17 protein-coding genes are annotated in these 20,467 nt (G+C 51.5%); 16 read left to right on the top strand and 1 reads right to left on the bottom strand.

Going from position 1 to position 20,467, the window contains the following annotated elements; translation table 11 throughout:
* The first annotated feature begins 129 nt into the window (after nucleotides 1-129).
* The 10 genes from ACTQ3K_RS01815 (at nucleotide 130) to ACTQ3K_RS01770 (ending at nucleotide 11,736) form a co-directional block, all read left to right on the top strand.
* Nucleotides 130-294, top strand: a complete 165-nt coding sequence (locus ACTQ3K_RS01815) for a hypothetical protein (RefSeq protein WP_441565154.1) — start codon at nucleotides 130-132, stop codon at nucleotides 292-294.
* A gap of 99 nt (nucleotides 295-393) precedes the next feature.
* Nucleotides 394-1,146, top strand: coding sequence for a tRNA threonylcarbamoyladenosine dehydratase (locus tag ACTQ3K_RS01810; RefSeq protein ID WP_441565152.1), 753 nt, complete (start codon nucleotides 394-396; stop codon nucleotides 1,144-1,146).
* Nucleotides 1,147-1,355: 209 nt separating this feature from the next.
* The gene (locus tag ACTQ3K_RS01805; RefSeq protein WP_441565150.1) at nucleotides 1,356-2,573 is read left to right on the top strand and encodes a DUF3798 domain-containing protein; all 1,218 of its coding nucleotides are present in this window, start codon (nucleotides 1,356-1,358) and stop codon (nucleotides 2,571-2,573) included.
* A 119-nt stretch (nucleotides 2,574-2,692) separates the two neighbouring features.
* A complete protein-coding gene (locus tag ACTQ3K_RS01800) occupies nucleotides 2,693-4,294 on the top strand; it encodes a sugar ABC transporter ATP-binding protein (protein WP_441565148.1) in 1,602 nt (533 codons plus the stop codon).
* Complete coding sequence (locus tag ACTQ3K_RS01795; protein WP_441565146.1) at nucleotides 4,291-5,331, top strand: ABC transporter permease subunit; 1,041 nt, start codon at nucleotides 4,291-4,293, stop codon at nucleotides 5,329-5,331. Before ACTQ3K_RS01800 ends, ACTQ3K_RS01795 begins: the two co-directional genes overlap by 4 nt.
* A 2-nt stretch (nucleotides 5,332-5,333) precedes the next feature.
* Complete coding sequence (locus ACTQ3K_RS01790; protein WP_441565144.1) at nucleotides 5,334-6,608, top strand: ABC transporter permease subunit; 1,275 nt, start codon at nucleotides 5,334-5,336, stop codon at nucleotides 6,606-6,608.
* Nucleotides 6,609-6,691: 83 nt separating this feature from the next.
* A complete protein-coding gene (locus ACTQ3K_RS01785; RefSeq protein ID WP_441565142.1) occupies nucleotides 6,692-7,801 on the top strand; it encodes a M24 family metallopeptidase in 1,110 nt (369 codons plus the stop codon).
* Between the two features lie 459 nt (nucleotides 7,802-8,260).
* On the top strand, nucleotides 8,261-9,139 hold the full coding sequence (locus ACTQ3K_RS01780; protein ID WP_441565140.1) for a LysR family transcriptional regulator: 879 nt from the start codon (nucleotides 8,261-8,263) through the stop codon (nucleotides 9,137-9,139).
* Between the two features lie 234 nt (nucleotides 9,140-9,373).
* Complete coding sequence (locus ACTQ3K_RS01775; RefSeq protein WP_441565138.1) at nucleotides 9,374-10,522, top strand: trans-sulfuration enzyme family protein; 1,149 nt, start codon at nucleotides 9,374-9,376, stop codon at nucleotides 10,520-10,522.
* Between the two features lie 32 nt (nucleotides 10,523-10,554).
* Nucleotides 10,555-11,736 (top strand): MalY/PatB family protein, encoded by a 1,182-nt coding sequence (locus tag ACTQ3K_RS01770; RefSeq protein WP_441565136.1) that lies wholly within the window; start codon nucleotides 10,555-10,557, stop codon nucleotides 11,734-11,736.
* A gap of 137 nt (nucleotides 11,737-11,873) precedes the next feature.
* Here the strand turns inward: ACTQ3K_RS01770 and ACTQ3K_RS01765 are convergent, their stop codons facing one another.
* On the bottom strand, nucleotides 11,874-12,227 hold the full coding sequence (locus tag ACTQ3K_RS01765) for a hypothetical protein (protein WP_441565134.1): 354 nt from the start codon (nucleotides 12,225-12,227) through the stop codon (nucleotides 11,874-11,876).
* 264 nt (nucleotides 12,228-12,491) lie between these two features.
* Between ACTQ3K_RS01765 and ACTQ3K_RS01760 the strand changes: the two genes are divergently transcribed.
* The 6 genes from ACTQ3K_RS01760 to ACTQ3K_RS01735 all read left to right on the top strand — a co-directional run bounded on the left by ACTQ3K_RS01760 (nucleotide 12,492) and on the right by ACTQ3K_RS01735 (nucleotide 20,402).
* Entirely contained in the window at nucleotides 12,492-12,905 is a 414-nt protein-coding gene (locus ACTQ3K_RS01760; protein WP_441565132.1) for an RrF2 family transcriptional regulator, read from the top strand.
* A gap of 59 nt (nucleotides 12,906-12,964) precedes the next feature.
* Nucleotides 12,965-14,848, top strand: a complete 1,884-nt coding sequence (cooS, locus tag ACTQ3K_RS01755; protein ID WP_441565130.1) for an anaerobic carbon-monoxide dehydrogenase catalytic subunit — start codon at nucleotides 12,965-12,967, stop codon at nucleotides 14,846-14,848.
* A gap of 10 nt (nucleotides 14,849-14,858) precedes the next feature.
* Entirely contained in the window at nucleotides 14,859-15,305 is a 447-nt protein-coding gene (locus ACTQ3K_RS01750; RefSeq protein ID WP_441565128.1) for a 4Fe-4S dicluster domain-containing protein, read from the top strand.
* A 2-nt stretch (nucleotides 15,306-15,307) separates the two neighbouring features.
* Complete coding sequence (locus ACTQ3K_RS01745) at nucleotides 15,308-16,531, top strand: NAD(P)/FAD-dependent oxidoreductase (protein WP_441565222.1); 1,224 nt, start codon at nucleotides 15,308-15,310, stop codon at nucleotides 16,529-16,531.
* Nucleotides 16,532-16,633: 102 nt separating this feature from the next.
* Entirely contained in the window at nucleotides 16,634-19,135 is a 2,502-nt protein-coding gene (locus ACTQ3K_RS01740) for a cation-translocating P-type ATPase (protein ID WP_441565126.1), read from the top strand.
* Nucleotides 19,136-19,217: 82 nt separating this feature from the next.
* Nucleotides 19,218-20,402, top strand: coding sequence for a pyridoxal phosphate-dependent aminotransferase (locus ACTQ3K_RS01735; protein ID WP_441565124.1), 1,185 nt, complete (start codon nucleotides 19,218-19,220; stop codon nucleotides 20,400-20,402).
* Nucleotides 20,403-20,467 lie beyond the last annotated feature (65 nt).

Raw genomic sequence — 20,467 nt, 5'->3', positions numbered from 1 at the left:
AGTAAGGAAAGCTGTCGGAAAATGGAGTCGAGCTCTGTTTTTCGGCAGCTTTTATGTAATCGAACAGAATTCCTGCAAAACGCATGGACGCAGCTGTAAGGCAGAGAATGTTCACGAAAAGGAACAGAAATGAAACAGACAGCGGAAATCGAAGTAAGAGATGTGATTGGACGGATCCTTGCAGATTATGATGACGACCGCAATGTAAACAAGATCGATATCCAGAATCAGCTGGATAAGCAGGCGGTGACTGAGATTGTGGAAAAGCTTTTGCAGGTTCTGTATCCGGGATAATCGTTCTGCAAAAGCAGGTTCTGCACAGAAAGACTTGTCAGTCAGCCGAAATGGCGGGTATAATGGAAAGGATTAAAAAAAGAAAGGCAGGAATGGTTTGTGCTGAATCAGTTTTCAAGAACCCAGCTCTTATTCGGAGCGGAAAATATGGAGAAGCTTAAAAACGCCAGGGTGGCAGTGTTCGGGATCGGCGGCGTCGGAGGATATGTGGTGGAGGCACTGGTGCGAAGCGGTGTCGGAGCGTTTGTTCTTATTGATGATGATAAGGTCTGTTTAACCAATCTGAACCGCCAGATCATTGCAACGAGAAAAACTGTCGGAAAATATAAAACCGAAGTCATGAAGGAACGGATCCTGGAGATCAATCCGGAGGCCCGGGTGGAGCTTCGCCAGTGCTTCTTCCTTCCGGAGAATGCCGATGAATTCGACTTCGGAGAATATTCCTATGTGGTAGATGCGGTGGATACAGTGACGGCGAAGCTGGAGATCATCATGCGGGCCAGGGCGGCAGGTGTGCCGGTCATCAGCTCCATGGGAGCAGGAAACCATCTGGACCCCACCAGCTTCCGGGTGGCAGACATCTATAAAACGACTATGTGTCCGCTTGCCAAGGTCATGCGCCGGGAGCTGAAAAAACGCGGTGTAAAGAAGCTAAAGGTGGTATATTCCACAGAAAAGCCCGTAAGGCCTCTGGAGGACATGAGCATCAGCTGCCGGACGCACTGCATCTGTTCGCCGGGAGCACAGCATAAATGCACGGAGCGGCGGGATATTCCGGGCAGTGTGGCATTTGTGCCGTCGGTGGCGGGGCTTATCATTGCCGGAGAGGTGATTAAGGATTTGACAAAATAAGAGGCATAAAGCAGTAATTGCTCAAAAAATCTAAATAACTGTTAAGACAGTGTAAAGATTTTAGCTGTATTTATATAAAGAGAAGTAAAAAGAAATTTTCCGAATATTCAACTTGCTAATCTTCTATATTTCGTGTAAAATATAGGAATGAGTCGAGGAAAATGACTGAAATGTAGTTGACGGATTTGACGAGACAGGAGGAAATGACTATGAAAAAAGGTGGAATGAAACTGATGGCGGCAGCCCTGGCTTCCGTCATGGCGCTTTCTCTTGCCGGCTGCGGCAGAGCGGCGACAAAGGAGACAACCAAGGCGGCAGAGACCAAGACCGCAGAGACAAAGGCAGAGGGCGAGACGAGCGTAAAGGAAGAGGCTGCCGGCGGAAAAATCGGTCTGATGGTCGGGACTGTAGCTATCAGTGAGGAAGAGTACCGGACCGCAGAGTCCTGGCAGAAGAAGCTGGGGGCTGATGAGGTCGTGATCCAGACGTATCCCGATAACTTCATGAGCGAGGAGGAGACAACCATCTCCAACATGCTGTCCCTCGTATCCGATCCTGAGATCAAGGTTGTGATCTTTGTTCAGGGTGTTCCCGGAGCCAGTGCGGCGATTGCAAAGGCAAAGGAGACCCGTCCTGATATTCTTTATATCAACGGCGGCCCGAATGAAGATCCGGATGTAGCTTGTGCAGCAGCCGATATCTGCATTGACTATGACAACTATTCCGCAGGAAATCAGATGGCAGAGCGTGCAAAGGAAATGGGCGCAGAAACCATCGTGTACTACTCTTTCCCCAGACATCAGGGTTATGAGAAGGTTGCTTATCAGGGAAATCAGTGTGAGGCGAAGGCCAAGGAGCTGGGCATGGAATTCGTTCGTGTGACCATTCCGGATCCTCAGTCTGATGCAGGAACCGCAGGAACTCAGCAGTTCATCGTTGAGGATGTTCCGAAGGAGCTGGAGACCTACGGTGAGAAGACCGCATTCTTTGATACCAATACCATGTCTACACCGGCTGTTATCCAGGCACTTTACAAGGCAGGCAAGGGAATTTATATGAATCCCAGCCAGTCCTCCCCGTTCTGCGGCTATCCGGAAGCACTGGGACTTTCTGTTCCGGAGGATAAGACCAGCGATTATGAGTGGATGATCGGTGCACTTCAGGATAAGTTAAAGGAAACAGGCGACAACGGACGGTTCTCTACCCGTGAGATCCCTACGGTAGTCATGGAAATGAACACTGCAGTTGAGTACGCAAAGCTGTATCTGACCGGAGAGACCGACGGTAAGGTTGATATGGCAGCCCTTGAGGAAGCATTCAAGACCGCAACCGGCGGTTCAGAGGGAATCAGCTTCACAACCTATGATGTCAATGGAAAGAAGTATGACAATTTCGCTCTGGTACTCGGGCCGTGGGCAATGCTGTAAAGCATAAGGCATGAATGTGCAGTACAGTCTTCGGGCTGTACTGCATTTTTATAGACAGCCGGAGAAAACAGTCCGGTGTCAAACGTAAGGCTTAAAACAATAAAGGAGCTGAAACGCTTATGGGTACATATTTGCTGGAAATGAAGCATATCACGAAAAAGTACGGGGAAAACACGGTACTGAAGGATATGGAGCTCTCCGTGAAGCCGCATGAGATTCATGCGCTTCTGGGAGAAAACGGTGCAGGAAAATCCACGCTGATGAATATTCTGTTCGGAATGCCGGTGATCCAGAGCAGCGGAGGATTCGAGGGGGAGATCCTCTGGGAGGGAAAACCGGTAAAAATCGATTCTCCGCTGAAGGCCATGGAGGTCGGGATCGGCATGGTACATCAGGAATTTATGATGATCCCCGGCTTTACGATCGCGGAAAATATCAAGCTGAACCGTGAACCGCTGAAAAAAAACCTGATGGGAAAAATCGGTGGAAAATACCTTTCTGTCATTGATTTTGACCAGATGGGACGGGACGCCAGAACCGCACTGGAGCGGGTCGGCATGGATATTGATGAAAACACCCTGGTGGAGAACCTGCCGGTTGGATATAAGCAGTTTGTGGAGATCTCCAGAGAGATCGATAAAAATCAGGTGCGTCTTCTGGTGTTTGATGAGCCTACCGCAGTGCTGACCGAGAGCGAAGCGGCAGTTTTATTAAAGATCATGAAGAAGCTTGCGGCAGAGGGAATCGCCATCATCTTTATCACCCATCGTCTGGACGAGGTTATGGAGGTGGCGGATCAGGTTACCATATTCCGTGACGGTGAGCTGGTGGATTCCATGCCGTCGTCGGAGACCGATACCACCAGGATCGCCGAGATGATGATCGGACGGAAAATGGAAGCATCGGCCATGCGCCGGGAATTCAAACCGGATCCGGAGTGTCCTCCTGCACTGGAGTTAAAGCATTTTAAGGTGGATATGCCCGGCGAGCAGACAAAGGATATTGATCTGACGGTTTATAAAGGAGAAATCCTGGGGCTTGCCGGACTGGCCGGTCAGGGAAAGATCTCCATTGCCAATGGGATCATGGGGATTTATCCGTCAGAGGGCGAACTGGTTATCAACGGAGAGAAAATCGAAAAACGGACGCCTCAGACCATATTAAAGAAAAAATGTGCGTTTGTTTCGGAGGACCGTCGTGGTATGGGCCTGCTTCTGGACAGCTCCATCGAGGATAATATTGCGGTTGCGGCCATGAAGGTGGATAAGAAGTTCGTGAAGCGGCTCGGCGTGTTCGGACAGTCCGATAAAAAGAGGATCCGTGCTCATGCCAATGAGATGATCCGGACACTGGATATCCGCTGCACCGGACCGGCTCAGTATACCAGGCGGCTTTCCGGCGGCAACCAGCAGAAGGTCTGTGTGGCAAGAGCTTTGACGCTGGAGCCGGAGATCTTAATGGTATCGGAGCCTACCAGAGGCATTGATATCGGTGCAAAAAAGCTGCTTTTGGACTATCTGGTGAAGTTAAACCGGGAAAAGGGCGTGACGGTCATCATTACCTCCTCGGAGCTGGCGGAGCTTCGGTCTGTCTGTGACCGGATCGCGGTGGTGTTTGACGGCCAGGTGGAAGGAATCTTAAAGCCGGATGCCTCAGATACCGATTACGGTCTGTGCATGATGGGCTATCAGTCTAAACAGAGAAAGGAGGCTGGAAGATGACGGAAAAAATAAAAAAGGGTCTGAAGCAGTTCGGGTCCGCAAGACTGATTATTTCTCTGTTTTTTATCGCGCTTCTGGTGATCACCTTTGTGATGAATCTGTCGTTTAAGGCGACGATCTCCGATGTCATGACCCGCTGGTGCATGAATTTCGTGCTGGTGCTTGCCATGGTGCCCAGTGTTCTTTCCGGGTGCGGATTAAACTTTGCTTCGACCCTGGGAATCTGCTGCGGCCTTCTCGGCGGCGTGCTGTCCATTGAATTCGGTTTTACGGGAGTTCCCAGCCTCCTGATGGCAGCTGTGCTCGGCAGTGCATTTGCGGTGATCATCGGAACCATTTACGGAAAACTGTTAAATTACATCAAAGGCTCGGAGATGATGATCGCGACCTATGTGGGATTTGCCTTTGTATCCCTCATGTGCATTGTCTGGATCTTCCTTCCCATCACCAATGATACCCTGCGTCTTGCCATGGGCGGCGGCGTCCGGGTCAATGTGGAGCTTTCCGCGACGTTTGGCCATCTGCTCAACAATTTCCTGGCGGTGAAGATCGGTGGTGTGACGGTGCCTCTTGGATTTATGCTGGTCTGCGCGGCGTTCTGTGTGGTGCTTCGTTTATTCCTGAACAGCCGGACCGGAAGACTGATGCAGGTGGCGGGGGAGAATCCCCGGTTTGCTCAGTCACTGGATATCAATGTTAATAAGAACCGGATCCTTGGAACGGTGCTTTCCACGGTGCTCAGTGCCATCGGAATTTTATTCTATGCCCAGAGCTACGGATTTCTGCAGCTTTATACGGCGCCCCTCAAGATGAGCTTCCTGGCTGTGGCGGCCGTGCTTATCGGAGGTGCGACCACAAGAAAGGCGTCCATCGGAAACGTGATTCTTGGAAGCCTGCTCTTTAACGGAATTCTGGCAACGTCCACACCGGTAGCGAATGCCCTTGCACCGGACAGCAATCTGGCAGAAATCGTCCGGATCATTGTAAGCAACGGAATCATCGTCTATGCACTGACGAAAATCAGACGGGAGGTGTAGTCATGGAACAGAAAAAGAAATTAACAGTCGTGGCTGCACTGAAAAAGAATCAGGTCATTCTGTTTTTTGTGGTGTTGGCAGCGGTGTTTTATGTGGTGTCCGGTGTGGCTCCTTCTGTATTCTTACAGGAGATCGCGTCCCGGTTCTGCCGTAATACCTTCCAGGTACTGGCACTGATCATTCCGGTGGCGGCAGGCCTCGGATTAAACTTCAGTATTGTGATCGGAGCCATGGCAGGGCAGATGGCGATCATACATACGGTTGGCTTTGGAATCACAGGCTTTCCGTCGTTCCTGGTAAGCATACTTATCAGTACGCCTCTGGCGATCCTGTTCGGATTTCTGGTGGGCAAGGTGCTCAATAAGACCAAAGGAAATGAGATGATCACCTCCATGATCCTTGGTTATCTGGCAAATGGTATTTATCAGTTTATTTATCTGATCCTCATCGGAACGGTGATCCCTTTTCCCAACAAGGACATGATGAATGATTCCGGAATCGGAATCAAGAGTTCCCTGGGCTTTGAGGGAACCTTTAAGTATTCCCTGACCAATGTCTGGAATATGAACCTGGCAGATTTTGTTCTGGTGGCAGCAGGAGTCATGATTGTTTTCGTGATCGCTTTTGTGATCCGGGCGCTTCTTCGGAACAAAAAGAACGGCGAAGCCATTCAGAAGACCTTCTGGGCAAAAAGCGGTTTTGTGCTTCTGGCGGCGCTGGTGCTGATCTATCTTTCCTGGTTTAGCGCATCAGCAGGGAGAGTCATGCTGGCAGTAACGTTTCCGGTTTCGGCACTGGTGTGCATTCTGCTGTTATGCCTGTTTAATACCTGGATCTTTAAAACGAAGCTGGGGCATGATTTCCGGGCGGTTGGCTTAAACCAGCAGGTAGCCATGGTTTCCGGCATCAATGTGGATAAGACCAGAATCATCGCCATGATCTTTTCTACGGTGTTTGCAGCCTGGGGCCAGATCATCCGTCTTCAGGATATCGGAACCATGAATACGTATTCCGCTCATGAGCAGATCGCGCTTCTCGCGGTTGCAGCGCTCCTGGTAGGCGGTGCATCGGTTACCAGAGCCTCCAATAAAAATGCAATCCTCGGAATCATTTTATTCCATGCCATGTTTGCGGTGTCTCCTCAGGTAGGAACAGCACTGTTCGCGGACAGCCAGATCGGTGAATACTTCCGTGTATTCCTGGCCTACGGAATCATTTTTGTGGCACTTGCCATGAATGCGGTTCAGCAGACAAAAGGCAGGAAAAGCAGGAATTGACCGGAAAACAGCAGTGAATGATGGCCTGTCTGCTCCGCAGAAGAGAGCAGACAGGCCGGTTGAAAAGAAAGGTGGTAACGATTATGAAAGCATCGGTATATTCTTCCCGTGCCGCAAGAATGGAGGAGATCCTGAAAAAAGAGGGAATCGACTGTTTCCTTGTGACACCGTCCTCGGATATGAAATATCTCTGCGGCTATTCAATCCACGGAGATGAGCGCTTTCTGGCACTGGTGCTGGCACCGGGCCATGAGCCGTTCATCATTGCAAATATTCTTTATGAGCTTCAGGTGACAGAGACTCCGGTGGAGGAGTTCACCTACTGGCCGGATGGGGATAATCCCTTTGCATTATTAAAGAAAGAGCTTTCGGCCCGCGGGATTAAAACCGATACGATTGCGGTAGATTCAGCGATGCCGGCGCTTTTTACCATTCAGTTAAAGGATCTTTATCCCGAGGCAAGGCTGGTAAACGGAAGCCCTCTGGTTCAGCCGCTTCGAATCTACAAGGACAGCACGGAGCTGGAGCTGATGCGGGAGGCAACGAAGCGTGCTGACATTGCTCTGAAAAAGTGCATGGACCGGGGAACCTACTGGATCGGAAAGACGGAGTCCGAGTTCCGGGCACAGCTGGTTTATGAGATGACCTGTCTTGGAATTCCGGATTGCGGCGGAATGGCTGCGGTCGGTGCAAACGCGGCAGTTCCTCATCATAACCCCGGTGATACGGTCATTGAAATGGGAAAATGTCTCCTGATCGACTTCGGAGGAACCTACAAAAATTATAACACTGACATGACGAGAACGTATCATTTCGGCGAACCCTCTGACAAGTTCAAGGAGGTCTATCATATCGTTCTGGAAGCAAACCTGGCAGGTGAGGAGGCGGCGAAGGCCGGAAACGCGCTTCAGGATGTGGACCGCGCAGCCCGTGCTGTGATCACAAAGGCAGGCTACGGCGATTACTTTATCCACCGCACCGGCCACGGGATCGGCATTGACTGCCACGAAGGCCCCTCCGCCGGAGAGGGCGAGTTAACTGAGATCCGCCCCGGCATGGCATTCTCCTGTGAACCGGGTATTTATCTTCCCGGTGAGTTTGGTGTCCGGATCGAGGATCAGGTCATGATCGAGCTGGACGGAACAACGACCGTGCTCCATAAGCTGCCGAAGGAATTAACGGTGATCAAATAGGACGGACTTTCCTGTGAAATAAGAGAGCATCGAAAAAGGACGCCTTTCAGCGTCCTTTTTCGATCCAATTCTAATATTATCACAACATGAGATGAGAATATGTCTGTTTCGTGTCCGGGCGGTTATTTATCCAGACCTACGGAGAAACTTGCATAATATTCTTCTAAGAACACGTCTAACTTTTCTAACATCTTCTTCATGATAATTCCTCCTTTTAACAGTTAAGATTGTCTGAAACAGGGCCCGTTCCGTTTTTGGTTTCTGTTTTCTCTTGATGGCTTAAGTATAGCGCAGCGGGGAGAAAATGTGAAATACATATAATGAATGAGAAACAATACCTTAAAGGTATTGAAAAACATCCGGTAATAACATAAAATGGATAAAAAACAAAGTGTTATGTGCTGCAGCTTCTGTAAAACAGAAGAAAGTCAGAAGTAGAAACGGAAAGGAGAGAAGCCTATGGAGCTGCGTCATATCCGCTATTTTCTTACGGTGGCGGATGAACTGAATTTTACCAGAGCGGCAGAAAAGCTCTGCATTGCCCAGCCGCCTCTGAGCCGCCAGATCCAGGCCCTGGAGGAGGAGCTTGGCGTAAAGCTGTTTCTTCGGAAGCCCCATGCACTGCATCTGACGGAGGAAGGCGAAGTATTCCGCCAGTATGCCGTTCAGGTGCTGGAGCTGGTGGACCGGGCGGCAGCCGATGTGCGGGAGCTGGAGCAGGGACTGACCGGAACGATCGATCTTGCTACGGTGGAGGGATATGGTCCCCATCTGTTTGCTCAGTGGATGGCCGGATTTCATAAGAAAAATCCCCATGTGGGATACAATCTCTGGAATGGTAATTCAGACGATGTGGTAAATCGGATCATGAAAGGTTTATGTGATCTTGCCATCATCACAGAGCCCCATAATGCCGAGGGTGTCGAGGCGCTTCCAGTCTACCGTGAGCCGTGGGTGGCAGTGCTTCCGCCGGATCACCCATTGGCAGAGAGTACCGGAGACGAGGTAGAGCTGGGAGCCCTGGCGCCCTACGAGCTGATCATTCCGTCCCGCAAATCCAGGCTTCAGGAAATCGAGGGCTGGTTTGCCACCATCGGACTGCATCCGACGGTACGGTGCCGGATCGCCAGCATGATCAATGCCTATGAGCTGACAGAGCAGGGGCTTGGGATTGCCATTTTCCCCGCATCGGTGGGGCGGATCGGAATCCGCAGGAGAAGCGTGGTGCGGCGGATCGTCAATCCGGAGGTGGAAGCCACCTATATTCTGATCTGGAATAAAAACCGCCAGCTTCCAAAAGCAGCGGCTGAGTTCCTTGCTTATATTCAAGAACAGTAAGATATGTGTGTGTTTGCGGATCCACTGCCCAGACCAGCCAGAGGCAACTTATGTATGTGCCGGTTGGCTGGCCTGGGTGGAGCCGCAAAAGAAGCAAATGTTTGTTCTTGGTTGACAGAGAAAGAAAACAGGTGCTATAATCCTACTAATCAGCTATGAATTATATGCGGACTTATTGCAAAAACAAAAATATGCAGGCTTATTGCAAAAACAAAAGAATCGAGGACAGGAATTATGAATTATTGGGATGATACTCTTTGTTGTCATGGTGTAACGGATCTTGTAGGGGAACATTCCTACGGGTCTGTCAGTGTGCCGATCTACCAGACGGCAACCTTTGCTCATCGTGGAATCGGAGAGTCCACCGGTTATGACTATACAAGACAGAGTAACCCAACCAGAACGGAGCTGGAAACCGTCGTGTCTGCACTGGAGGGTGCGGAGGATACGGTAGCCTGTGCGTCCGGCATGGCGGCAATCTCTCTTTGCCTGGAGCTGTTTGACAGCGGTTCGCATGTTATCTGTACGGAGGATCTTTACGGCGGTTCTGTCCGTGTGTTCAAAGAAGTCGGCGAGCGCCGCGGCATGGAATTTTCCTATATCAATACGGCAGATGCAGATGCCGTTGAGAAAGCCATCAGGAAAAATACAAAAGCACTTTATATCGAGACGCCCAGCAATCCTACCATGCAGGTGACGGATCTGGCAAAAATGCGGGAGCTGGCGGATCAGTATCATCTGCTTCTGATCGTGGATAATACGTTTTTAAGCCCTTATTTCCAGAAGCCGATCAAAGAGGGCGCTGACATTGTGCTTCACAGCGGAACAAAATATCTTGGCGGACATAATGATACCATCGCAGGGTTTGTCTGCACGAAAACACCGGAGCTGGCCGAGCGTGTCCGTTTCCTGTACAAGACCACAGGCGGCTGCCTGTCACCGTTCGACAGCTTTCTGATTCTCCGCGGAATCAAGACCCTGTCTGTCCGTATGGAGCGCCATCAGGAAAATGCCATGAAGATTGCGCCCTGGCTGGAATCCCAGAAGAAGATCAAAAAGGTTTATTATGTGGGACTTCCCGATCATCCCAGCTATGAAGTCAGCAGGCGTCAGACCACCGGTTTCGGCGGTATGATTTCCTTTACGACTGATACGGAGGAGACAGCAAGAAGGATCCTGGAGCGGGTGAAGCTCATCATCTTTGCAGAGAGTCTTGGCGGTGTGGAATCCCTGATTACGTATCCCATGCTTCAGACTCACGGTGATGTGCCGGTGGAAACCAGAGAGCGTCTGGGGATTACAGAAACATTCCTGCGTCTGTCAGTGGGGATTGAGAATTGTGAGGATCTGATCAAAGATCTGGATCAGGCGATCAATGGTTAAAGCTACAGCATATGATACAGGAGGAAAAACCGATGAAGTTTGATTTTGATGCGCCGGTGGATCGTCATGGAACCGGCTGCTTAAAATATGATTTTGCGGTGGAGCGGGGGAAGCCGGCGGATATTCTGCCGCTCTGGGTGGCTGATATGGATTTCCGGACAGCTCCGGGAATCATCGAACGCCTTCAGAAAGCGGTTTCCCATGGGATTTTTGGATACAGCGACAGCAAGCAGGATTATTTTGACGCACTGAACGGCTGGTATCAGAAGCATTTTGATTTTACGCTGGAGCCGCAGTGGCTGGTGAAAACGCCCGGTGTGGTATTTGCACTTGCCATGGCGGTAAAGGCTTATACGAACGAGGGGGATGGCGTGCTGATCCAGCAGCCGGTCTACTATCCGTTCAGTGAGGTGATCGGTGCCAACAACCGCCGCCTCATCAACAGCCCGTTAAAGCTTCTGGACGGTCATTATGAAATGGATTTTGAGGATCTGGAGGAGAAGATTATAAAGGAGAACGTGAAGCTCTTTCTCCTTTGCAGCCCCCATAATCCGGTGGGCCGTGTCTGGACGGAGGAAGAGCTCCGAAAAGCCGGAGAGATCTGCATGAAGCACGGTGTTACCGTGGTCAGCGATGAGATCCATAATGATTTTACATATCCCGGTCATAAGCATCATGTCTTTGCATCCCTGTCACCGGAGTTCGCGAAGCATTGTGTGCTCTGCACAGCTCCCAGCAAGACGTTCAATCTGGCGGGACTGCAGGTGTCCAACATTTTAATTCCCGATGACGGGCTTCGGGAGAGGTTCCTAAAGGAAATTGAGGCAGCAGGCTACAGCCAGGTCAATGCTCTGGGACTGGTGGGCTGCCAGGCGGCATATGAGACCGGTGAAGAATGGCTTACTCAGTTAAAGGAATATCTGGCCGGAAACCGGGATTTTGTCCGAAACTTTTTAAAGGAGCAGCTACCTCAGATCAGGATGATCGAGCCGGAAGGAACCTACCTGTTATGGCTGGACTTCCGGGCGCTGGGACTTCCGGAAGCAGAGCTGGAGAAGCTGATCATCGAGAAAGCCGGTCTGTGGCTGGATTCCGGCGCCATTTTCGGTGTGGACGGCGAGGGCTTTGAACGGTTTAATATTGCCTGCCAGAGATCCACCCTGGAAAAAGCCTTCGGAAAATTAAAAAAAGCAGTTGACAGCTTAAATAAATAAGAATTCTGCCTGCAGGATTCTCTGCTGAGAGAAAAAGAAACGTGCCGCAGGGTCATCAAAGTCGATGACTCTGCGGCACGTTCAATCTATCGCTTTCTCACGTTTCCCCCATGGAAAGTGATATCCTGACCCACCGGCTACTGGCCGATGGTGTTTGATACATCATCCTTGACTGCGGCTACCCAGTCCTTGACACTTCCGAACCATTCGATCATTTCGTCATACTTCTCATCGGAAATTTCGTCTTTGCCGTTTAACAGATCGGAATATTCATTGAGAACAGAGGACATATCCTGGCAGGCAGTGATCACTTCCGCATCCAGGAGATCCTTGTTTTCGTTGATCATGTTCGCCACTTCGTTGAAATCCTTGCTGACAGAGTTGAAGGCGTCAACCGCTTCCTGCTTTTTCTTGTTTCCGCCGCAGCCTGCGAGGCAGAGCAGGGAAAGCACCATCAGGACAGATAACAGAATCGAGAGTTTCTTTTTCATACAAATTCCTCCATAAAGATATAATGATTGCGGATTGATTCTCACAGGGTGCGTCTCAATCAGATCATTATAATATCAGATAATAAGACAAAAAAATGGAATTTTCGCGAAAGGCATGTTTTTCGGAGTGAACTGTGGAAAATGAAGAACGGCATTGAGAAACCGTTTTTCTCCGGGATAATGAAAAAAGATACTCATTTAATCTTGACTAAAATGGTATAGTATGTTAAACTGTTGTCAAGTTGAGAACAGGAGGAAAGCGTCATGCTGATGACAAGGGAATGTGATTATGCTGTTCGGATTCTGCGGGCGCTGGCAGACGGAGAGATGAAAAGTGTGGCTCAGATCTGCCGATCAGAGGATCTGAAAACCGCCATTGCCTATAAGCTGACAAGAAAACTGGAGCAGGCTGGGATCTTAACGAGCTGCAGAGGGGCCGGGGGCGGTTATGCTGCGGTGAAGGATCCGGGAGAGCTTAACCTTTATGAAATCTGCCGGGCGGTGGATAAGGACCTGTTTTTAAACGACTGTATGAAAGAGGGCTACGTATGCAGCAGGAATCCGGCGGATACCCCCTGCATGGTACATAAAGAGCTTTGCCGGATCCAGGCGATCCTGGTGAAGGAATTAAGGAGAAAAACGCTGAAAGATATTCTGACGGCAGAGAACGGTGTATGAACCGGTGTCGGATATGTTCAGCCCGGAAACCAATCAAGGAAGATATAGGAGGAAATGAAATGAATCAGTGTTATGGCTGCAATACCTGCAAAAGCGCGGACAAGCCTCTGGAGGGCTATATTAAGAGCCTGCCTCTGGAGACATCTCATCATCGGGTGGATACTCAGAAAACAAAATGTGCCTTCGGGCTTCAGGGCGTCTGCTGCCGGCTCTGCTCCAACGGCCCCTGCCGGATCACGCCGAAATCTCCCCGCGGGATCTGCGGCGCCAATGCAGATACGATCGTGACAAGAAATTTTCTCCGTGCGGTTGCGTCCGGCTCCGGCTGTTATATCCATGTGGTGGAAAATACGGCTCTGAATTTAAAGAAGACGGCGGAAAGCGGCGGAGAGTTAAAGGGTTTAAAATCTCTGGATCGTCTCTGCAGGATGTTCGGAATCGAAGAGAAGGACGATCATAAGCGTGCAGCGATGGCGGCAGATGCAGTTCTGGCGGATCTCTACAAGCCGGAATATGTGCCCATGGAGCTGACCGAAAAGGTGGCTTATGCACCCCGGATCAAGCGGTGGAAGGAGCTTGGGATCATGCCCGGCGGAGCCAAATCCGAGGTGTTCAAGGGCGTGGTGAAATGTTCCACCAACCTGAATTCCGATCCCGTGGATATGCTGGTGGACTGTCTGCGCCTTGGAATTTCCACCGGTGTTTATGGTCTGACCTTAACCAATCTGTTAAACGATGTACTTCTTGGTGAGCCGGAGCTTCGGCTGGCCCCGGTGGGACTTCGTGTCATCGACCCTGATTATATCAATATCATGATCACCGGCCATCAGCATACGATTTTTGTGGATCTCCAGGAGCGGTTAAAGAGTCCGGAGGCGGTCGCAAAGGCACAGGCAGCCGGAGCAAAGGGCTTCAAGCTGGTGGGCTGCACCTGTGTGGGCCAGGATCTTCAGCTTCGCGGAAGCCATTACACCGAGATTTTTGACGGTCATGCGGGAAACAATTATACCAGTGAAGCAGTTCTGGAGACAGGAGCCATTGATGCGGTACTGTCTGAGTTTAACTGCACGCTGCCCGGAATCGAGCCCATCTGCGATGCGCTGAAGATCAAACAGATCTGCCTGGATGATGTGGCAAAGAAGGCCAATGCAGAGCTGATGAAATTTGATTTTGAGAACCGTGCGGCACAGAGTGAAGAAATCATTGATAAGATCGTGGAAGCCTACAGGGAGCGCCGCGGTCAGGTAGAACTGAACCTCTTCCCTGAGCATGGAAACGACCGGACCCTGACCGGTGTAAGTGAAGGCTCCTTAAAGGATTTCCTGGGCGGAAACTGGAAACCGCTTATTGACCTTCTGGTATCGGGCGATATCAAGGGAATCGCCGGTGTGGTCGGCTGTTCAAACCTGACGGCAGGCGGTCATGATGTACTGACGGTGGATCTGACGAAGGAGCTGATCGCCAGGGATATCCTGGTGCTGACAGCCGGATGCTCCTCAGGAGGAATTGAAAACTGCGGTCTGATGACGCCGGAAGCTGCAAAATACGCCGGACCGAAGCTGCGGGCTGTCTGTGAAAAGCTGGGAATCCCGCCGGTACTGAACTTCGGTCCCTGCCTTGCCATTGGCCGTCTGGAAATCGTGGCAACGGAGCTGGCAGAAGCAGTCGGTGTGGATCTTCCGAAGCTGCCTCTGGTGCTTTCTGCAGCACAGTGGCTGGAGGAGCAGGCGCTGGCAGACGGAGCCTTCGGACTGGCACTCGGACTTCCGCTTCATCTTGGACTGCCGCCGTTCATTACAGGAAGCCCCGTGGCGGTGAAGGTACTGACTGAGAACATGAAGGAGCTGACCGGCGGACAGGTGATCATCAATTCGGATGCAAAGGAAACGGCAGATATCCTGGAGCAGATCATCATGGAGAAGCGTGCTGGTTTAAATATTTAGGAGGTGCGTCATGAAACGGATTATGATCGACGCAGAGAAATGCGACGGCTGCCGGAACTGTGAAGTGGCCTGTATGCAGGCACACCGGAACGATACCGGAACCATTTATGACCTGGATCTGACAGATATCCGAAATGAATCACGGAACCATATCGTGCGGATGGAGGATGGGAGCTACAAGCCCATCTTCTGCCGCCACTGTGATATGCCGGAGTGTGTCATGTCCTGCATGAGCGGGGCGCTGACGAAGGATCCGGAGACCGGGCTTGTTTTGTATGAGGAGAAGCGCTGCGGTTCCTGCTTTATGTGTGTCATGAACTGTCCCTACGGAACCCTGAAGCCGGATACAGCGACCAGAACGAAGGTCATCAAGTGTGATTTCTGCATCGGAAGCGGCGGAGAACCCAGCTGTGTCAAGGCCTGTCCCAAGCAGGCCATCTATGTGGAGGAGGTATGACGATGAAGCATGTGATCATTGGAGTCGGTGCAGCTGGAATTACGGCGGCAAAGACCATTCGGAAGCTTCAGCCGGAGGCAGAGATCGTCATGATCTCCCAGGACGAGGCAGTTCATTCCCGGTGCATGCTCCACAAGGTACTGAGCCATGAGCGGGATGCGGCCGGGATCAATTTTGTGCCGGAGGATTTTTTTGAGAAGAACCGGATTACCTGGATCAAAGGAACAACGGTGGAAAATATCTGGACGGCGGCAAAAAATGTCCAGCTGGCGGATTTTGAGACCGTGTCCTATGACAAGCTTTTAATTGCCACAGGAGCCAACAGCTTTATCCCGCCGGTGGGGGATTTCCCTACAGCAAAAAATGTCTTCGGTCTTCGCCATTTGTCGGATGCCCTTGCCATTGACCGGATGGCAGAGCAGGGAGAGCGCGTGCTTATCGTCGGTTCCGGTCTGGTCGGCATGGATGCGGCATATGCGCTTCTGGAGCGGGGAAAACAGGTAACTGTGGTGGAAATGGCAGACCGGATCCTGCCGATCCAGCTGGATGAGACGGCGGGGGCGGCCTACAAGAGGCTGTTTGAACAGGCCGGCTGCCGGTTTATCCTGGGAAGAAAAGCATCGGAAACAAGGATGGACGAAACTCAGATGATCCGAAGCGTGATCCTCGATGACGGAACCGAGCTTCCCTGCGATCTGGTCATCGTGGCAGCAGGTGTCCGTCCGGCCATCAGTCTCGCCGGAGACGGAAAGATCAAGGCCGACCGCTTCATTGAGACCGGTGTCTATATGCAGACTACTGCGGCAGATGTCTATGCCGCCGGAGATGTGACCGGACGCTCCGGAATCTGGCCCAATGCCATGAAGCAGGGTGAAACTGCCGCTTATAACATGTGCGGACAGCCGATCCAGTACCTGGATACCTATGCCATGAAAAATACCATGAACTTTTACGGCTTAACGACTCTTTCCCTGGGCCGCGGTGTTGCCGAGGAAGGCGACGAGGTTCTGGTGCGCGAGGATCAGAGAAATTACCGGAAAGCGATTCTGCGGAACGGAAGGCTGGACAGTATTCTGTTCCAGGGTGACATTGATTACACCGGGATCTACCAGTATCTCATTAAGAACCAGGTGGATCTGAGTCATAAAAAAGAAAAGATTTTTGATCTGTCCTTTGGGGATTTCTACGGAATCTGGGATGACGGACAGTATGATTATCAGATTTAACATCGGTATTCCATTAAAAGTTTAAGATAATCTTCACAAAATACTTATAGAAGAATGCAGAAGACCATCGTATAATAAAAAAGATACGGAGGTCTTTTGCTTATGAAGGAAATGAATGAGGAATGGATGGAAATACCGGTAAAGCAGACGGACTGGCGGACGGGGCTTTCCCGGGACGAGGTCATGGTACGGATGGAGAACGGCCTCGGCAACGAGCCGGTGGATTCGGCCTCGAAAACCGTGGGACAGATCGTACGGGAAAATGTGCTTACATACTTTAATCTGATCTTTCTGATTTTGTCGGTGCTGCTGATCATTGTGGGATCCTTTCGGAACCTGACGTTTCTTCCGGTGATCCTTGTCAATACAGGAATCGGAATCTTTCAGGAGATCCGGGCACGGAATGTTCTGGAAAAGATGACTATGATGAATGCGCCGAAGGTGACAGCGGTGCGGGACGGAAAGCGCTGGAGCGTTGCCTCGGAGCAGCTCGTGCGGGACGATATCGTGATCTTTCACGGCGGCGGGCAAATTCCGGCAGATGCCGTGGTCGTGGCAGGGGAGGTTCAGGTCAATGAGTCTCTTTTGACCGGGGAATCCGATGAGATCACAAAAAAGCCGGGGGACCGTCTGATCTCCGGCAGTTTTATCGTGTCCGGTGCCTGTCATGCAAGGCTTACGGCGGTGGGAGAGGATTCCTATATTTCCAGGCTGACCCTGGAAGCCAAGGCCATGAAAAACGAGGAGCAGTCGGAGATGATCCGCTCCCTGGACAAGCTGCTTTTGGTGGTCGGCATTGCGCTGATCCCCATAGCGCTGATTTTATTTGTCCAGAGCTTCTGGTTCAATCATGCGTCCTTTGCGGACAGTGTGACGTCTATGGTGGCGGCGGTCATCGGCATGATCCCGGAGGGACTGTACCTGCTGACCAGCGTGGCACTGGCGGTAAGTACCATGCGGCTGGCAAAAAGCGGCGTTCTGCTCCATGACATGAAGAGTATCGAGACCCTGGCGCGGGTGGATGTGCTCTGCGTGGACAAGACGGGAACTATTACAGAGAATACCATGTCGGTTTCCGATGTGATCCCGGTTGCGGGAACGAAGGAGGAGGTTTCCGGAAAGCTGGGTGATTTTGCCCTCGCCATGAGTAAGGATAATATTACCATGGAGGCACTGAAGGAATATTTCAGGGAAGGCACCGGGGCTGCGGTTCAGAAGGTAATTCCCTTTTCGTCCACGGTGAAATACAGCGGTGTGATCCTGTGGGAGCGTTCAGCTGTGCGGCCGGCGGATGCGCAGACAGAAGCGGAGCCGGATCAGAGAATAAAACAGGGAACGGGAGTCTGTTCCTATGTTCTGGGGGCACCGGAGTTTGTGCTCAGAGAGAATTTTCCGGCCCATCGGGAGGAAATCGAGGAGCATACGGCGAGAGGCTATCGTGTCCTGGTATTTGCCTCCTATGACGGGGAGCCGGACGGAAAGCCGCTGACAGAGAAGGCAGAACCGCTGGCCTATGTACTGCTGTCCAATCCCATCCGAAAGGAAGCCCCGGATACCTTTGCTTACTTTGCCGAGCAGGGCGTGGAGGTTAAGGTTATTTCCGGTGATAATCCGCTGACGGTTTCCGAGGCGGCGAAGAAGGCCTGTGTGGCGGGAGCAGAGCGGTATGTGGATGCGGCGACGCTGAAAACCGAAGAGGACATGGCAAAGGCCATGAAGGAATATACGGTATTCGGACGGGTGACGCCGGAGCAGAAACGGAAGTTTGTTCAGGTATTAAAGAGCCAGGGACGGACGGTAGCCATGACCGGAGACGGCGTCAACGATGTGCTGGCCTTAAAGGATGCGGACTGCAGCGTTGCCATGGCGTCAGGGAGTGAAGCTGCGGCACAGGCATCCCAGGTGGTACTGCTGGATTCAGACTTTTCCTGTATGCCGTCGGTGGTACTGGAGGGACGCCGGGTGGTCAATAATATCCAGCGTTCGGCCAGCCTGTTTCTGGTCAAGAATATTTTTTCGTTATTACTGGCACTGTTCTCCGCAGTGCTGATGATCAATTATCCGCTGGAACCGGCGCAGATCTCTCTGATCAGTATGTTTACCATCGGAATTCCGGCGTTTTTCCTGGCCCTTCAGCCAAACAGAGAGCGGATCAGGGGACATTTCCTGTCCAACGTGTTATTGAAAGCGCTGCCGGGCGGACTGACCGATGTGATTGCCGTTGGTGCGCTGGTATTATTTGGACAGGTATTTGAAGTGGAAGCGGAGGACATTGCCACAGCAGCCACAGCGCTTTTAGCTGTCGTGGGCTTCATGCTTCTGTTCCGGATCTGCCGTCCCTTTAATTATCTGCGGATCGCCATCTGGATCGGCTGTGTGATCGGATTCCTGGCGGCAAGCTTTATTATGCCGGAGTTGTTTGCATTGACAAGGATGTCCGGAAAGTGTATCATGCTTCTGGCAGTCTTTTCCATTGCCACAGAACCGGTGTTCCGGTATCTGACCATGCTTCAGGAGTGGCTCCAGGAGAAGTTGAAACGGCTTCGCCTCAAAGCGGCCGCGAAGCGCGCCGAACGAAGCAGGGGATATGGAAGAAGAATGTAAAGGAAAGATCTGTCTGTGGTTTCCACAGGGGGATAGATAAAAGATAAGAGCATGCAAGTAAAGATAAAGAGAGGAACAAGCTATGCCAGCATTAAGTGACCGGGTATCAACCTTTACCGATTCGGTGATCCGCCGAATGACCAGAATCAGCAACCGATACGGAGCCATCAATTTATCCCAGGGATTTCCGGATTTTGATCCGCCGAAGGAAATGCGGGATGCGCTGGCAAGGGCAGCCGATGTCGGACCGCATCAGTATTCCATCACCTTCGGAGCCAAGAATTTCCGTGATGCTCTGGCCAAAAAGCAGGGAAAGACCATTGGGCGCACCATCGACCCGGAGACGGAGATCGTCGTGACCTGCGGCGGAACGGAGGCCATGATGTGTGCCATGATGACGATCTGCAATCCGGGCGACAAGGTTATGGTGTTCTCTCCCTTTTATGAAAATTACGGGGCAGATGCGATCCTTTCCGGGGCAGAGCCCATTTATATCCCGCTGGTTCCGCCGGAATATGATTTTGATCTGTCGCTGGTGGAGCAGGGGTTTCGGGACGGAGCCAGGGCGATCATCGTCTGCAATCCTTCCAACCCATGTGGAAAGGTATTCACCGAGGAGGAGCTTCTCGCCATCGGAAGGCTGGCAGTCCGGTACGATGCCTTTGTGGTGACCGACGAGGTGTATGAGCATATGGTTTATGCGCCGTATCATCATACCGCCATGGCATCGCTTTCGGGCATGTATGAGCATACGATCACCTGTAATTCCCTTTCTAAGACGTATTCCATCACCGGCTGGCGGCTTGGCTGGCTTATCGGGCCTGCACCGGTCATTGAGGCAGCAAAAAAGGTCCATGATTTCCTGACCGTGGGAGCGGCGGCGCCTCTTCAGGAAGCGGCGGTGACCGGCCTGCGCTTCGGGGAAGAATATTATCAGAAGCTTCTGGAAACCTATACGGAGAAGCGTGCCTATTTTCTTGCCGGTCTGGACCGGATCGGATTAAAGCATAACATTCCCCAGGGAACATATTTTGTTCTGGTGGATATCAGTGAATTTCTGGAGCTGCCGCAGTTTAAAGGCTGGAGCGATCTGCAGTTCTGTGAGTGGATGGCGGAGCATATCGGCGTCGCTGCCGTTCCGGGCTCCAGCTTCTTCCGCGAACCGGTCAATAACCTGGTCCGGTTTCACTTTGCCCGGGGAAAAGATGTGCTGGATGAGGCACTTGGGAGACTGGAAAAGCTGAAAGAGCTGAAGGCGGAAGTATAAAGAAGGGATTACTCGGCCCCACCCCTGCTTCCCGGCCGGCACATATCAGAGCTGCCGCCGGGAAG

The sequence above is a fragment of the Candidatus Paralachnospira sp. LCP21S3_A2 genome (assembly GCF_052118925.1).
Classification (GTDB): domain Bacteria; phylum Bacillota; class Clostridia; order Lachnospirales; family Lachnospiraceae; genus Lientehia.
This window is presented reverse-complemented; position numbering and strand designations above follow the sequence as displayed.

Coding starts and splice junctions, on each gene's coding strand:
- ACTQ3K_RS01815 (WP_441565154.1), top strand. CDS start 130: ATGAAACAGACAGCGGAAATCGAAGTAAGAGATGTGATTGGACGGATC.
- ACTQ3K_RS01805 (WP_441565150.1), top strand. CDS start 1,356: ATGAAAAAAGGTGGAATGAAACTGATGGCGGCAGCCCTGGCTTCCGTC.
- ACTQ3K_RS01800 (WP_441565148.1), top strand. CDS start 2,693: ATGGGTACATATTTGCTGGAAATGAAGCATATCACGAAAAAGTACGGG.
- ACTQ3K_RS01795 (WP_441565146.1), top strand. CDS start 4,291: ATGACGGAAAAAATAAAAAAGGGTCTGAAGCAGTTCGGGTCCGCAAGA.
- ACTQ3K_RS01790 (WP_441565144.1), top strand. CDS start 5,334: ATGGAACAGAAAAAGAAATTAACAGTCGTGGCTGCACTGAAAAAGAAT.
- ACTQ3K_RS01785 (WP_441565142.1), top strand. CDS start 6,692: ATGAAAGCATCGGTATATTCTTCCCGTGCCGCAAGAATGGAGGAGATC.
- ACTQ3K_RS01780 (WP_441565140.1), top strand. CDS start 8,261: ATGGAGCTGCGTCATATCCGCTATTTTCTTACGGTGGCGGATGAACTG.
- ACTQ3K_RS01775 (WP_441565138.1), top strand. CDS start 9,374: ATGAATTATTGGGATGATACTCTTTGTTGTCATGGTGTAACGGATCTT.
- ACTQ3K_RS01770 (WP_441565136.1), top strand. CDS start 10,555: ATGAAGTTTGATTTTGATGCGCCGGTGGATCGTCATGGAACCGGCTGC.
- ACTQ3K_RS01765 (WP_441565134.1), bottom strand. CDS start 12,227: ATGAAAAAGAAACTCTCGATTCTGTTATCTGTCCTGATGGTGCTTTCC.
- ACTQ3K_RS01760 (WP_441565132.1), top strand. CDS start 12,492: ATGCTGATGACAAGGGAATGTGATTATGCTGTTCGGATTCTGCGGGCG.
- cooS (WP_441565130.1), top strand. CDS start 12,965: ATGAATCAGTGTTATGGCTGCAATACCTGCAAAAGCGCGGACAAGCCT.
- ACTQ3K_RS01750 (WP_441565128.1), top strand. CDS start 14,859: ATGAAACGGATTATGATCGACGCAGAGAAATGCGACGGCTGCCGGAAC.
- ACTQ3K_RS01745 (WP_441565222.1), top strand. CDS start 15,308: ATGAAGCATGTGATCATTGGAGTCGGTGCAGCTGGAATTACGGCGGCA.
- ACTQ3K_RS01740 (WP_441565126.1), top strand. CDS start 16,634: ATGAAGGAAATGAATGAGGAATGGATGGAAATACCGGTAAAGCAGACG.
- ACTQ3K_RS01735 (WP_441565124.1), top strand. CDS start 19,218: ATGCCAGCATTAAGTGACCGGGTATCAACCTTTACCGATTCGGTGATC.